Genomic DNA, 14,131 nt, shown 5'->3' with positions numbered 1-14,131 from the left:
AAGCCCGTCGTGAGCGGGTATAGGTGAAGGCAATGGCGACGATCCTGGCCTACACCTCACCGTCGGCGGGCCACCTCTTTCCGATGCTCGCGCTCCTCGGCGAATTGGCCGGGCGCGGTCACCGGGTGCACGTGCGCACCTACGCCGGCGGAATCCCCGCGGCCCGTGCGGCGGGGCTGACCGCCGACGCCGTGGATCCCCGCATCGAGGACATCGTGAGCGAGGACTGGCGGGCCACCGGTGGACGTGCGGTGCTGCGTATGACGATCGAGACGTTCGGTGGCCGCGGCGCCCACGAACTCGACGACCTCGACGATGCGATCGCGCTCGTCGGGCCGGATCTGCTGCTGCTCGACATCAACTGCTGGGGTGCGATGGCCGCCGCGGACGCCGGCGACATCCCGTGGGCGGTGTTCTCTCCGTACACCCCGTTCCTGAACTCACCGGGGATGCCGCCGGTGGGCGCCGGGATGGCGCCGTGGCCGGGACTCGTCGGCCGGGTGCGGGACGCGGGTGTGCGTGCCGTGGTTCAGCAAGTGTTCGACGTGCCGATGATGGTTCACGTCAACGGTTTTCGTGCGAAGCGGGGGCTACCCGCCCTGCGCGACGTGGACGCCGTCCTACGCCGTGCGCCGCTGATGCTGGTGGCCGGCGGCGAGCCGTTCGAGTACCCGCACCCGGGCTGGGGTGCGGCGGTGCAGATGATCGGACCGTGTGAATACGACCCGAAACCCGCCGCGGCGCCGTCGTGGCTCGACGGCATCGACCGTCCGGTGGTCCTCGTCACGACATCGTCGGTGAAACAGGCCGACTCCGCGCTGGTGACCACGGCGCTGACCGCGTTGGAAGGCAAGGACATTCAGGTCGTCGCGACCTGCCCCTCGGGGATTCCCGACGGAATCACGGTGCCGCGCAACGCCACCGTGACCGGATTCCTCCCGCACGGTCCGGTGCTCGACCGGGCGGTCTGCGCGATCACCCACGGCGGTATGGGCGTCACCCAGAAGGCGCTGTCCCGCGGGGTGCCGGTGTGCGCGGTGCCGCACGGCCGCGATCAGTTCGAGGTGGCCCGCCGGGTGCAGGCCGCCCGATGCGGCACCCGCCTGCCGGCGCGGCGCCTGACGCCGCAGCGGTTGCGCACCGCGGTCGAACGCGCGCTGACGATGACCGCGGGGGCGCGTCGCGTCGCCGCCGGCTTCGCCGCCACCGGTGGGGTGGCGCGCGGCGCGGATCTGCTGGAACAGCGGCTGATCGGTCGGTCGGCTACCCGAAGTGCACGCCTTGAGCCAGAGGTAACTCGGCGGAGTAGTTGACCGTGTTGGTGGCCCTGCGCATGTAGGCCTTCCACGCATCCGAACCGGATTCGCGGCCGCCGCCGGTCTGCTTCTCGCCGCCGAACGCACCGCCGATCTCGGCTCCCGAGGTGCCGATGTTGACGTTGGCGATGCCGCAGTCGGAGCCGTCGGCGGCCATGAACTGTTCGGCCTCCCGCACGTCGAGTGTGAAGATGGCAGACGAAAGACCCTGCGGCACAGCATTGTTGAGCGAGATCGCCTCGCCCAGGTCGTCGTCGTAGGTCAGGACGTAGAGGATGGGCGCGAACGTCTCGGCGTGCACCACGGCGGTCTGCGAGGGCATCCGCACCACCGCCGGGGTGACGTAGAAGGACATGTCACCGCTGTCACCTTCGAAGATCCTGCGCTCGCCACCGGTCACCTCACCGCCGTCGGCGCGGGCCGTCTCGAGTGCGGCGACCATGTCGCGGTATGCGGTCTCGTGGATCAGTGGTCCGATCAGCGTCCCGTCGGCGGCCGGGTCACCCACCGGCAGTTGGCGATACGCCGCCACGATCCGCTCGACGAGGTCGTCGGCAACCGAGCGGTGCACGATCAGCCTGCGCAGTGTGGTGCAGCGTTGGCCTGCGGTGCCCGCGGCCGAGAACACGATCGCCCGCACCGCGAGGTCGAGGTCGGCGGACGGCGTCACGATGGCGGCGTTGTTGCCACCGAGTTCGAGCAGGGCCCGGCCGAACCGCTGCGCCACCCGGGGGCCGACCTGCTGGCCCATCCGCACCGAACCGGTGGCCGAGAGCAGCGCGACCCGCGGATCGTCGACCAGTGTCTCGCCCACGTCGCGCCCGCCGAGGACCAACTGGCCGACGGCCGACGGCGCTCCGACGTCGGCGGCCGCCCGCTGCAACAGGGCCTGACAGGCGATGGCCGTGAGCGGGGTGAGTTCAGACGGTTTCCACACGACCGTGTCCCCGCACACCAGCGCGACGGCGGTGTTCCACGACCACACCGCCACCGGGAAGTTGAACGCGGTGATCACGCCGACCACCCCGAGCGGATGCCAGGTCTCCATCAACCGGTGTCCCGGGCGCTCGGAGGCGATCGTCCTGCCGTACAACTGGCGCGACAGTCCGACGGCGAACTGGCAGATGTCGATCATCTCCTGCACCTCGCCGAGCGCCTCAGAGGTGATCTTGCCGGCCTCCACGGTCACCAGGGACGCCAGCGCCGCCTTGTGCTCGACCAGCAACTCGCCCAGCCGGGCGACCAGCGCGCCGCGCACCGGCGCCGGCGTGGTGCGCCACTGCCCGAACGCGTCGGCCGCGGCTTCGATCGCGGCTTCGGTCTGCGCCGGCGAACTCTCCTCGACGGTGAACAGCACTTCGCCGGTGATCGGTGTGCTGGCCGGCAGGCCCCCTTCGCCGGGTGCGCCGAGGTGTGCGGTCGCACCGATGGCGTCGAAGGCGGTCCGTACCCGGTCCCTCAACTCGTCGGCGGTCGGCAGCACCTGTGCCGCAGGAGAAGCCGCGTCAGACGCCGTGGTCGTGGCGGAGGTGGTGGTCATCGCTGGTCCTTGTCCGTGAGTGAGGAGTGTCGTACGTGTTTCGGGTGTCGCGCGCTCGGCTACAGTGCCGCCATGGGTGAACCTGACGAGCACCCGCATTCACCTGCGCCGCTCGATGAGATCGACCGCATCCTGGCGCGCGAACTCGTCGCGGACGGGCGCGCCACGCTTGCGCATCTGGCGGCCGCCGCCGGCCTGTCGGTGTCGGCGGTGCAGTCGCGGGTGCGCCGGTTGGAGTCCCGCGGAGTGATCAACGGGTATACGGCGCGTGTCGATCCGGCCGCAGTCGGCGACATGCTGTCGGCGTTCGTCGCGATCACTCCTCTCGATCCTTCTCAACCCGATGATGCGCCGGCGCGGCTCGAACACATCCCGGAGATCGAGTCGTGCCAGTCGGTGGCGGGGGAGGACAGCTACGTCCTGCTGGTTCACGTCCCGTCGGCTCGGGCCCTCGAGGGACTGTTGCAGCGCATCAGGACTGCGGCCAATGTCCACACCCGCAGCACGATCATCCTACAGACGTTTTACAGCGGTAGGCGCCATGTGCCGGAATAATTCCTGCTGACACGGCCTAGCGCTGCGCTGATTTCTTGGCTGCAGCCTTCTTGGCGGGTGCCTTCTTCGCAAGTGGCTTTTTTGCAGGTGCCTTCTTCGCGGGCGCCTTCTTCGCGGGCGCTGTCCGGGCCTGCGGCGCGTCGTCCGCCGTTGGTCGCGTGGCGGCCTGCGGTTCGCCGTTGACATGGCGCGCCACAACCGCTTGACCCACCCCGATCGCCACGGCCACCGGCCATTCGATCGCCCCCACCCCGGCGAGCACACCCAGGACGCCGTAAAACGCCAGTTGGTCCGGCGGCGGCACCGTCACCTGACCGATCAGGGGGAGGCGCACGGAGAACCGCTGCGCGCGTCGGACCAACTCTGAGGCGTCCCGATGGGAGCTGAGGAAAGACCGCGCTGTATCAAACATTTCGACTCCCGTTCACATTCGTAGCCCCCAACTACTCACCCGCCCCGGCTAACCTCCGGGGTCGTGGCTGACTTTTCCCGCGCCGCCGGCCCGGACACCCTGATCACCGCGGGTATGCACCTGCTCGCTCCGCCCGTTCGGGCTCTGTATGCGGTCCTCGTCCAAGCCGGTCTCGTCGTCGTCGACGACGGAACCGCCGCCGGCGACGACTGATTGCTCCGCAGGGTCCGCTTCATCGGCCCCGAGGCCGGCGAGGCGATGCCGCACCGCATCGGTGATGCGTGCGAGCAGCTCCGGGGCCACCGTCGCCGCCACACCGGCGATCGCGGTGGCCAGCAGCGCCTGACCCCACCCCAGCGGGCCCACCGGCGTACATCCGAAGACCTGGCTGAGCACCGGGACGCTGATCAGCGCGGCCAACAAGACGAACGAGCCGAGGGCCGTCAGCACCACCAGTGGGCCATGGGAGTCGGCGAGCGTCTGGACCAGTTGCGTGCAGACCAGCCCGATCAGGGCGACGGTCGACGCCCGCCGCGGTGTTCCCGTCAGCCGGCCCATCGACCAGGCCAGCGTCGCGCCGAGTGTGGTGGCCGCGCCGCGGACCCCGATCGCCCGCCACATCGCCGCCTCGTCGAGTTCCACCGCTGCGCTGTTGACCTGCGGGCTGACTGCGAGGGCGGCCGCGGGCAGCGCGTCGGTCAGCATGTTCACCAGCAGCATCTGCCGTGCGTTGAGCACCGACCGACCGGTCAGCACGGTGGTGATCAGAGCGAATGCGATCTCACCGGTGTTTCCGCCGAGCAGCATGGACACCGCCGACTGCACGCGGCGCCACAACTGCTGACCCTCGTCGAGGGCGTCGATCAGCGCCTCGATACGCCCTTCCAGCAGCATCATGTCGGCAGCGGTGCGCGCCGGGTCGCTGCCGTGGGCGGCCACGCCGATACCGACGCTGGCGGCCCGGATCGCCGCGGCATCGTTGGCCCCGTCGCCCACCATGGCGGTGACGATGCCGATCCGCTCGAGCGTCTGCACGACGTCGATCTTGTGTTCGGGTGACATCCGCGCGAATACGCGGCGGTTCTGCACCGCTTCGGCCCGCTCCTCGGCCGACAGCCGTTCCCACTCGCTCCCGGTGATCACCTGTTCGTCGGTGACCTCCAATCCCACCTCACCGGCGACCACGGCCGCGGTCACCGGATGATCGCCGGTGATGAGCCGTACGCCGATGCCTCTTTCGGACAGTTGCTCCAGCACCGACCGCGCCTTCTCCCTCGGGGTGTCGGCGAGCCCGAGCAGGCCGATCGGCGTCAGCTGCGATCGGCACAGGTCCTCGAACGCGGCGGCATCGGCGGCCGCGGCCGCGGCCTGCGCGACGGTGAGTCGGCGTTCGGCGACGGCCAGCACCCGCAGCCCCCGGCCGGCCATCTCACTCATCGCGGAGGTCATCGCGCCGTTGCTCTCGGTCAGCGCAGACGCGAGGACCTCGGGGGCCCCCTTGACCGTCAGCCTGGTGCCGCGCACCGCGGCGGCGAACGGCCGGCCGGCCTGGAAGGGCAGGTAGGCATCCCGCTGCACCGGTGCCGCGGCCGCCGTGTCTTCCTCGTCGCCGTGGACGGCGCGTCGGATGGCGTCGTCGGTGGCGTGGTGGGCGCGGTGCCCGGGGCGGGCGAAGGTGGTGCTCAACGCCGCGTCGAGCACCTGCTCACCGGTCCACCCGTCGACAGCACGGGTGGCCCGCACTCGCAACCGGTTCTCGCTGAGGGTGCCGGTCTTGTCGAAGCACACCACCTGGAGGCGCGCCAGTGCCTCAACCGAGTGGGCGTTGCGGATCAGTACCGACTCCCCGGTGAGCCGTCTGGCGGCGGCCAACTGCGCCAGTGTCGCGACCAGGGGTAGTCCCTCGGGGACCGCGGCCACCGTCAGCGCGACGGCGCTGCCGACCGCTTCCCGCAGCGGCGTACCGCGCACCAGGCTCAGCAGGCCGACCATGGCGCCGCTGGACACGCTGAACGGCAGTGCGCGGCCGGTGATCCGGCTGAGCTGCCGGTGCAGCCCGATCTCGCGGGCCCGTTCGGGGGCCAGCGCCATCGCACGGCGCATCTCGGTGCGGGACCCCACCGCCGTGACGACCGCGAGGGCCGTCCCGGCCACCAGCGTGGTGCCGGCGTAGAGCATGCAGGCGCGTTCGGCGAGTGGCGCACCGGGCGTGGCCTCCGTCCGCTTCGCCACGGGTAGCGATTCGCCGGTGAGCGTCGACTCGTCGGCTTCGACGTTGCTGTCCGAGATCAGCCGGGCGTCGGCGGGGACCACCTCGTCGGGGTGGACTTCGATGATGTCGCCCGGGCGCAGCCGGGCGGCGGGCACCTTCTCTTGACGGCCCTCCGTCAGCGCTCCGATCTTCCTGCGCGCCAATGGGTCCTGCACGGCTATCAGCCGCTCGAGTATGCGCTCGGCGTGGAGCTGCTGCTGGGCCGAGAGGGCGGCATTGGCCAGCAGCACCCCGCCCACCAAGGCCGCGTCGAACGGCGACCCGAGTAGTGCGCTGGCCGCCGCGCCGGTGGCCAGCAGCGGCGTGATCGGATCGGCCAGATTGTTGCGCATCTCGGACAGGAAGTCTCGCGCAAGTCTGCCCGACCACACCGCGGCGCGCTGCGCCGCCCGTATGGGCGGCAGTTCGGCCACCGAGCGCCGTCCTTCCTCGAGGTGTTCCTGCGGGGGCCTGGGTAGTAAGCGCAGGACTTCGTCGACCGGCAGCGCATGCCAGTCGTGCGACGTCTCCGGCTCCGGCGGAGCGTCCTCGAAAATGCTTGTCCCCGAGCGGAACCCGAGCCACAGCGCAGAGAAAACGCCGGCATTGATCGACTCCGGGCCACGGCCGATGACGCCGGGGATCAGCATCAGCGCGCCGATGGCCGACGTCGACACCGACAACTGCACACCGCGCACAGCGACGGATCGCGCGGCGGGCAGTGCGTGCAGGATGCGCCACACCGACTCCAGATCGCGCACGAAGACGTCCGCGCCCCAGGGCGACGGTTCCCCCGGCCGTGCCAACCCCACCGTGAAATCCGCCGCGTGGGCCGCGGTCATCGCCGACGTGGTGAGCAACACCACGGTCGAGCCATCGGCCTTCAGGTCGGCCACCGCGCCGACCAGCGCTTCGTCCAGTGAAGCGTCGACGGGCTGCAGTCGGTCGAAACCCTGTGCCAGAGAACGCAAACCGTCATCGTCCACCGAGACCACCCGAGGCCGGGTCCGGCGTGCCTCGGCCACCACGGCGGCCGCCAGCGGATCACGCACCGGGCTGATGAGCGCTTTACCCGATCGGCCGGCGCCGCGGATACCGGACAACCGGTGCCAGCCGGGTTCGAGTCGGCCGTCACGCAGGGCGGTCCGCACCGCCTCCCAGGCGGTCGTTCGGTGCGAATTCGCCACCCCGAGAATGCGGGTCACCGTCAATTCGTCGGTGTAGAGCATCCGCGGGTCGATCACGACGGCGTCGACCCGGTCCAGGGCGCGCAACGCGCGGGGCCGGACCACCACGGCGTCGTGGCGGCTGGTCAGGCCGCGGGTCATGGCTGCGCTGAAGGCTTCCCGGCCGGCACGCGACGGTTTCGGTGCGGTCACCAGCGCGGCGCTGCCCGCGACGGTCGGGTTGCGCGACACCGCCCCGACGACGGTCGCGGCGACCAGGCCGATCCAGCCGACCCGGTCGGCGTAGCGCTCCCCGCGGCCCGGTTCGAACTCCCGTACGCCCGGGTTGGGAGCGGCGTCCTGCGGGCAGTCCGCCGAGAGTTCCGATTCATGGCGCCGAAATGCCTGTCGTGCGTTCCATGTCTCGACGACAAGCATTGCGCGGGAGGCGGTTTCGGCGGCCGCGGCACTCGGCGACACGGTCAGCGCAGCCGAGGTGGCGGTGAGGAGGCTCAGCAGCAGATCGGTGCCCTCTCGCCCGAGCCTGCGTTCCACCTGCCTCCGGATTCGGGGAACGTGGTCGGCGATCGTCGGGAGGACTGTGAGCACGTCGGGGACGCCGGGCACCCGCATCACGTTGCCGGTGATCGACAGCCCGAGCCCGACGGTGGCCGCGGCGGCCGAGATGGTGCGGGCCACCAGCACCGCGTCGTCGGCGGGCAGCGTGTGCGGCCGCTGCCGGGCCGGGCGCACGCCCGCCAGGGCGCGGCGCTCTGCGTCGTCGACGACCGCCGCCAAATCACGGGAGGTGATCTCCTCGCGGGTGGAGGTCACCACCGCCCTGGCGCACGAGCGGTTCAGCGCGACGTGGGTGACACCCGGCACCGCACGAAGCGAGTCCACGACTGCGACGACGATCGACTCGGCGTGCGGCCCGCCGAGCCCGCGGACCTCGATCCAGTGCCGACGGCCGTGGGTGCTGGAGCGTCTGGCGGGCGGGCCGCCGACCGCTTCGACCACCACGTCGGTGGCGGTGCGGGTCACCGCCACCGCACGAGTGGCGGCGCCGGTCACGGCGTTGGTGGCGGCACCGACGGTGGCCCGGCCCGTGCCGACGACCGCATCGCTGCCGAGCAGTGCGCATCCCACGGTCAGCTGGGCCATCCGCAGCGATGTGCCGAAGAATCCCATCAGACCTACTCCTCCGGGAAAGGTCCGTCACCGTCATCGCGCCGGAATCCGCGCGACTTTTCGAATCCTATGCCTCCGCGGACGGGCACACCGCTGGGAATGGGCGCCCGGAGAAGGGCGCGGAATGGAAGAGTTCCGACAGCAAGCGAGATCAACAGGAATTTTTACTCTAGAATGGCCTTCATGACCGACGTACTCACGCCGTTCCCGCGTGTCCACACAATGTCGCCGGGCGAGGTCCACGACGTCCTGGCCCGCAGCATCCTCGCCGACGGTTTCGAGCTCGTGCTCGACCTCGAGCGGTCGGCGGGCTCGTATCTGGTCGACGCCCGCACCGGTGAGCGTTACCTCGACATGTTCACCTTCTTCGCGTCATCGGCCCTGGGCATGAACCATCCGGCCCTCGCGGCGGATGACGAGTTCCGCGCCGAACTCGCCCAGGCCGCTGTGAACAAGCCCAGCAACTCCGACGTCTACTCCGTGCCGATGGCCCGGTTCGTCGACACGTTCGCACGGGTGCTGGGTGACCCGGCGCTGCCGCACCTGTTCTTCGTCGACGGTGGTGCACTGGCGGTGGAGAACGCGCTCAAGGTCGCCTTCGACTGGAAGAGCCGTCTCAACGAATCCCGCGGTCTCGACCCGGCACTTGGTACGCGCGTGCTGCACCTTCGCGGCGCGTTCCACGGTCGCAGCGGGTACACGCTGTCGCTGACGAACACCGACCCGAACAAGGTGGCGCGGTTCCCGAAGTTCGACTGGCCGCGGATCGACGCGCCGTTCATCCGTCCGGGAGCCGATATGGCCGCGCTCGAAGCGGAGTCGGTGCGCCAGGCGCGCGCCGCATTCGAGGCGTATCCGCATGACATCGCCTGTTTCATCGCCGAGCCGATCCAGGGTGAAGGAGGCGACCGGCACTTCCGGCCGGAGTTCTTCGCCGCAATGCGGGCGCTGTGCGACGAGTTCGATGCGCTGCTGATCGTCGACGAGGTACAGACCGGCTGCGGGATCACCGGGACGCCGTGGGCGTACCAGCAGCTGGGCATCACCCCCGACGTGGTGGCGTTCGGCAAGAAGACCCAGGTGTGCGGCGTGATGGCCGGGCGGCGGGTCGACGAGGTCACCGACAACGTCTTCGCGGTGAGCTCACGCATCAATTCGACCTGGGGCGGCAATCTCACCGACATGGTGCGCGCCCGGCGGATCCTCGAGGTGATCGAGGCCGACGATCTGCCGGCGTGCGCCGCGCGTGCGGGCGACTACCTGCAGGCCCGACTCGAAGAACTCGCCGAGGAGTTCCCCGGCGTGGTGCTCGACGTGCGGGGCCGCGGGCTCATGCGCGCGTTCAGCCTGCCGTCGCAGGCGCAGCGCAACGATCTGATCCGCCGGTTGTGGGAGCGGCGGGTGATCATGTTGGCGAGCGGGGTGGATTCGGTGCGCTTCCGCCCGGCGCTGACGGTGTCCCGGGCGGAACTCGACGCCGCGGTGGATGCGGTGCGCGAGGCCTTGCGCTGACATCGGCGTCCTCGGTGAGGCGCCGGATGGTCGAGCGGAGCCGGGGGAGCTCCTGACGGCCGACCAACTCGCACCCGTGGCGTTCGGCGAGTTTTCGTGCCGCCGGGGTGAATTCGTTGTTGGTGACGACCATGGTGCGCACGCAGTTTTGCATCGGCGCGCCGGCGACGACCTCCTGCACCGCGCTCGTACCGACCGGCCGCGATTGGCGTTTGCACTGCACGGCGACGCGGTTGGGGCGCCGGCCGAGGATGAGGTCGACCCCCCAGTCGCCGGTCAGCGGGGTCATGATCACCGGGACGCCGCAGGACCGGGCGATGTGCGCGATGTGGTCCTCGAACTGCGTGCCCGTCATCTCGTCTTCGGGCGCCGATGATGCGGTGGCCCCCGAGATGGCGCCGAGCACGAACCGGGGCGCGGCGGCGGCGAGCAGTGGCACCGCGACCACGAGAGCGATGACGGTTCCGGGCGGCCAGCCGAGCAGGTGGGCGCTCAATCCCGACGCGGCGCCCAGCGCCCCGTAGAGCTTGAGTCGACTGCTGCGGGACACGGCCGGATCGTACGGCGGGCTGCCGACGTGTCGCCGACGACACATCGGCGCTCAGGTTTACGGCCCGCTCACCTGGGGGAACACCCGCTGCGTCGGTAAAGGCGAGAGTCCGGTGGGTGCACGGTGTATCAGAGTCCGCACGATGTGCGCGAGGTCGAGGGTCTGCGGTCCGTGGCGCGTTCCACGATCACCGTCGCTCTGCTGGGCGGCGCCTTCCTCGCTGTTGCCGCGGTGTGGGTGAGCACCTGCGGAGGCTCGGTGGCCGACGCGCTGGCCTGCGGCGCGCCGCAACGCGCACTCCTCGCGCTCGGTGCGCCGGTCATCCTGCTGGGCGGTGCGGTCCGGTCGTTCGTGCGTGCGGTGCAGCACCGCAGGCGCACCGAGACCTGGTGGGCGTGGCAGGCGTCGGGGTTGTTCCTCATCACGCTGATGGTGTCGGCGGCGGCGATCGGTGCGACGGCGCTCGCCGGATGACGGCGGTGTGACGGCCGACGACGTCTCGTTTCGCCGCCCGGGCACTCGGGTAGGTGTAGTGGTGCTGAAGGAGGGATTACCCATGAAGAGTCCAGAAGACCCCGTCGACCACGCACGGACGACCCGTCCGCACGCCGGTGAGACGATGAAGGACACCAAGAACATGCCGGCGTTGGTCCTTCTCGGGTTCGCGCTCGTGACGTTCGTCGCCGCGCTGGCGGCGCACGCCACCGCCAACCACACGGTGGGCGTGATCGTCGGGTGCATCTCCGCCGTGCTGTTCGTGGTCGCTGGTGCCTGGTTCCTGATCGAACACCGCCGGGTCAAGGGGATCGAAGAGCGTTGGTACGCCGAGCATCCCGAGGTGCAGCGTCAGCGGCCGTCCCGCTGACGCAGACACCCGGACACGAAAAAGGCCCAGCCGGTCGGCTGGGCCTTTCTCGTGGCTCGAGTTACTGCTCGCTCTTCTGACGCTCTTCGGCGGCCTTGGCGCCACCGCGGGCCGACTCGGCCTCGGCCTCCTTGCGGGCTGCGTCCTGCTGAGCGTCGGCCTTGTCCTGCTGGGCCTTGCCCTCGCGGACCATGTCGTCGCGGCCGGTGACCGTGCCGACACCCTCCTTGGCCTTACCCTTGACGTCCTCGACGACGCCCTTGATGCCTTCTTCGGGACCACTGTTCTTCTCGGTCATACTCACCTTTCACCTTGATCGAACACGTGCTCAGAGGGTGCCCGATCTGATGGCCGCTAAACGGTCAACCGGGCAGCGTCTCACCGCCGATCGGGGCGAGCACCTCACCGCTGTAGTACGACGACATTCGCCCGGCGGCGAAGAACACGTACGACGGGGCGATCTCGTCGGGTTGGGCCGCGCGGCCCATCGGTGTCTGCTCACCGAATGACTCGGTCTTCTCGGCATCCATCGTCGCGGGGATGAGCGGTGTCCACACCGGACCGGGCGCCACGCAGTTGACCCGGATCTTGCGATCCGCCAGCGACTGCGCCAGCGAGTACGTCAGCGCCAACACCGCGCCCTTGGTGGCCGAATAGTCGATCAGCGTCTTGTTGCCGCGCAACCCGTTGATCGAACTGGTGTTGATGATCGCGCCGCCGTCGGGAAGGTGTTCGAGCGCGGCTTTGGTGACCCGGAAGAAGCTGTCGATGTTGACGGCGAACGTGCGCCGCCACTGTTCGTCACTGATGTCGGTGAACGATTCGGTCGGGTTCTGATAGGCCACGTTGTTGACCACGATGTCGAGGCCGCCGAACTCGGCGACCGTGCGTTTGACCACGGTCCGGCACTGCTCGGCTTCCGCCAGATCGCCGGGCAGCAGCAGGCTTCGGCGTCCGCATCGCTCGACCAGTGCCGCGGTGTGCTCGGCGTCGGCGTGCTCCTCGAGATAGGCGATGGACACGTCGGCGCCCTCCTTGGCGAACGCGACGGCGACCGCACGGCCGATCCCGGAGTCGCCCCCGGTGATCAGTGCCCGCTTACCTGCCAGCAGGTCTCGGCCGACGTAGTCGGTCATCTCGTCGCTGGGGCGTTCGGACATCTTGGAGGTCTCGCCCGGGTAGGGGATCACGCCGTCGGGCGTCGGTGCGGAATCAACCATGCCCGCCGGGTAACCCGCTCGGGCGCCGTCAAACCGGGCTGTTTCGGCAGGTGAATCCACTTCGCGAAGGCGGGGGAAGACGTTATGCGAAATCCTTGACCTGCGAGGTTTACCGTCAAGTGCTTCGGGTACGACCGCCCTATGTCGTCCGGTGGGGAGCGTGTGCTTCTGGCGTGGCACGTCCACGGCTTCCGGACGCAGTCGCTGATCGCAGTCGGCGGCGTGCATCCGCCCGCCGACCGTTCCTGCGCGATTGGAACAGGTTGATCGCCGACTGCTCCAGTCGACATCGCGGGAGGGGAAGCCAATGAAGATCGCAATGGTTTCGGACCACGCCAGCCCCCTGGCGGCCCTCGGCGGGGTGGACGTCGGCGGACAGAACGTCCGTGTTGCCGAACTGTCGGCCGCCATGGCGCGCCGTGGCCACGACGTCACCGTCTACACCCGCCGCGACGATCCGGATCTGCCCGAACGTGTCAGCACGCCACAGGGTTACACCGTGGTGCATGTGCCCGCCGGGCCCGCGCGCCGGCTGCCCGAGGACGAACTGCTGGTCCACACGGGTCCGTTCGCGCAGCACCTCGACCAACAGTGGAGTGCCGATCGGCCCGACGTGGCCCACGCCCATTTCTGGATGTCGGGCATCGCCACCCAGTTGGCCGCCCGGCATCTCGATCTGCCTGCGGTGCAGACCTTTCACGCCCTCGGTGTGGTCGAACGCCGCCACCAGGGTGCGCACGACACCAGTCCCGAGGACCGGCTCAAGCTGGAGGCGATGGTGGCCCGCACCGCCACCTGGGTAGCGGCCACGTGCACCGACGAGGTGTTCGAGCTCATGCGGCTCGGCCGGTCACGCAGCCGGATCTCGGTGGTGCCGTGCGGCGTCGACCTCGACCTCTTCACCCCGGACGGTCCGCGTGCCGAACGCGGTGCGCGGCACCGCATCGTGAGCGTCGGAAGGCTCTTGCCCCGCAAGGGTTTCGACGTGGTCGTGCGCGCACTGACGGCGATTCCGGAGGCAGAACTCATCCTGGTCGGAGGACCCGAACGCAGCGAGGTGGAGGCGGACCCCGAGGCCCGCCGGCTGCGTGAGCTCGCCGAGCGGCTCGGTGTCGGTGACCGGGTGGTCTTCCAGGGTGCCGTGGCTCGCGCGGACATGCCCGCTCTGCTGCGGTCGGCCGATGTGGTCGCCTGTACCCCGTGGTACGAACCGTTCGGCATCGTCCCGTTGGAGGCGATGGCGTCGGGTGTGCCCGTGGTGGCCGCAGCGGTCGGCGCGATGCTCGACACCGTCGTTCAGGACGTCACCGGGCGGCTGGTCGCCGCGAGGCGCCCGGGGGAGGTCGCCGATGCCATCAACACCCTGCTGCACGACGAATTCCTCGGACAGAGCCTCGGTGCCGCCGGACGCGACCGCGCCCGGGCCCGATACTCGTGGGACCGCATCGCCGCCGACACCCTGCGCATCTACGAGCGCCTGGTGCCCGCCGCCTCTCGGCCGCGGGCAGCGAGGACGTCCGTTTCGTCGGTATGAGGGCGTCAGCGGACCCGTG

Annotated in this window: 12 protein-coding genes; 6 read left to right on the top strand and 6 right to left on the bottom strand. The window is 70.0% G+C overall.

Annotation, left to right across the window (positions count from 1 at the left end):
* Window positions 1-32: 32 nt before the first annotated feature.
* Window positions 33-1,313 carry a nucleotide disphospho-sugar-binding domain-containing protein gene (locus G6N49_RS16780; RefSeq protein WP_011854961.1) on the top strand — a complete coding sequence of 427 codons (1,281 nt, stop codon included), beginning with the start codon at window positions 33-35 and terminating at the stop codon, window positions 1,311-1,313.
* Here G6N49_RS16780 and amaB read toward each other — a convergent pair.
* Entirely contained in the window at window positions 1,264-2,856 is a 1,593-nt protein-coding gene (gene amaB / locus G6N49_RS16775; RefSeq protein WP_083044695.1) for an L-piperidine-6-carboxylate dehydrogenase, read from the bottom strand. The genes G6N49_RS16780 and amaB overlap by 50 nt on opposite strands.
* A 72-nt stretch (window positions 2,857-2,928) precedes the next feature.
* On the opposite strand from amaB, the gene G6N49_RS16770 reads away from it, so the two are divergent.
* Window positions 2,929-3,411, top strand: coding sequence for an Lrp/AsnC family transcriptional regulator (locus tag G6N49_RS16770; RefSeq protein WP_011854963.1), 483 nt, complete (start codon window positions 2,929-2,931; stop codon window positions 3,409-3,411).
* A gap of 16 nt (window positions 3,412-3,427) precedes the next feature.
* Here the strand turns inward: G6N49_RS16770 and G6N49_RS16765 are convergent, their stop codons facing one another.
* On the bottom strand, window positions 3,428-3,745 hold the full coding sequence (locus tag G6N49_RS16765) for a hypothetical protein (RefSeq protein WP_235679529.1): 318 nt from the start codon (window positions 3,743-3,745) through the stop codon (window positions 3,428-3,430).
* 126 nt (window positions 3,746-3,871) lie between these two features.
* Window positions 3,872-8,431 carry a cation-translocating P-type ATPase gene (locus G6N49_RS16760; protein WP_083044693.1) on the bottom strand — a complete coding sequence of 1,520 codons (4,560 nt, stop codon included), beginning with the start codon at window positions 8,429-8,431 and terminating at the stop codon, window positions 3,872-3,874.
* Between the two features lie 183 nt (window positions 8,432-8,614).
* Between G6N49_RS16760 and lat the strand changes: the two genes are divergently transcribed.
* The gene (lat, locus tag G6N49_RS16755) at window positions 8,615-9,943 is read left to right on the top strand and encodes an L-lysine 6-transaminase (protein WP_011854966.1); all 1,329 of its coding nucleotides are present in this window, start codon (window positions 8,615-8,617) and stop codon (window positions 9,941-9,943) included.
* On the opposite strand, the gene G6N49_RS16750 is transcribed toward lat, so the two are convergent.
* The gene (locus tag G6N49_RS16750; RefSeq protein WP_322790268.1) at window positions 9,837-10,493 is read right to left on the bottom strand and encodes a restriction endonuclease; all 657 of its coding nucleotides are present in this window, start codon (window positions 10,491-10,493) and stop codon (window positions 9,837-9,839) included. The two genes, lat and G6N49_RS16750, sit on opposite strands and share 107 nt — an antisense overlap.
* 123 nt (window positions 10,494-10,616) lie before the next feature.
* Between G6N49_RS16750 and G6N49_RS16745 the strand changes: the two genes are divergently transcribed.
* Window positions 10,617-10,967, top strand: coding sequence for a hypothetical protein (locus G6N49_RS16745; RefSeq protein WP_011854968.1), 351 nt, complete (start codon window positions 10,617-10,619; stop codon window positions 10,965-10,967).
* An 82-nt stretch (window positions 10,968-11,049) separates the two neighbouring features.
* A complete protein-coding gene (gene usfY, locus G6N49_RS16740) occupies window positions 11,050-11,358 on the top strand; it encodes a protein UsfY (protein ID WP_011558686.1) in 309 nt (102 codons plus the stop codon).
* Between the two features lie 61 nt (window positions 11,359-11,419).
* Here the strand turns inward: usfY and mbp1 are convergent, their stop codons facing one another.
* Window positions 11,420-11,656 (bottom strand): microaggregate-binding protein 1, encoded by a 237-nt coding sequence (mbp1, locus tag G6N49_RS16735; protein ID WP_011854970.1) that lies wholly within the window; start codon window positions 11,654-11,656, stop codon window positions 11,420-11,422.
* Between the two features lie 64 nt (window positions 11,657-11,720).
* Window positions 11,721-12,578 (bottom strand): SDR family oxidoreductase, encoded by an 858-nt coding sequence (locus G6N49_RS16730; RefSeq protein WP_011854971.1) that lies wholly within the window; start codon window positions 12,576-12,578, stop codon window positions 11,721-11,723.
* Between the two features lie 307 nt (window positions 12,579-12,885).
* On the opposite strand from G6N49_RS16730, the gene G6N49_RS16725 reads away from it, so the two are divergent.
* Window positions 12,886-14,112, top strand: a complete 1,227-nt coding sequence (locus tag G6N49_RS16725; RefSeq protein WP_083044692.1) for a glycosyltransferase — start codon at window positions 12,886-12,888, stop codon at window positions 14,110-14,112.
* Window positions 14,113-14,131 lie beyond the last annotated feature (19 nt).

Source organism: Mycolicibacterium monacense, assembly GCF_010731575.1.
GTDB lineage: Bacteria > Actinomycetota > Actinomycetes > Mycobacteriales > Mycobacteriaceae > Mycobacterium > Mycobacterium monacense.
This window is presented reverse-complemented; position numbering and strand designations above follow the sequence as displayed.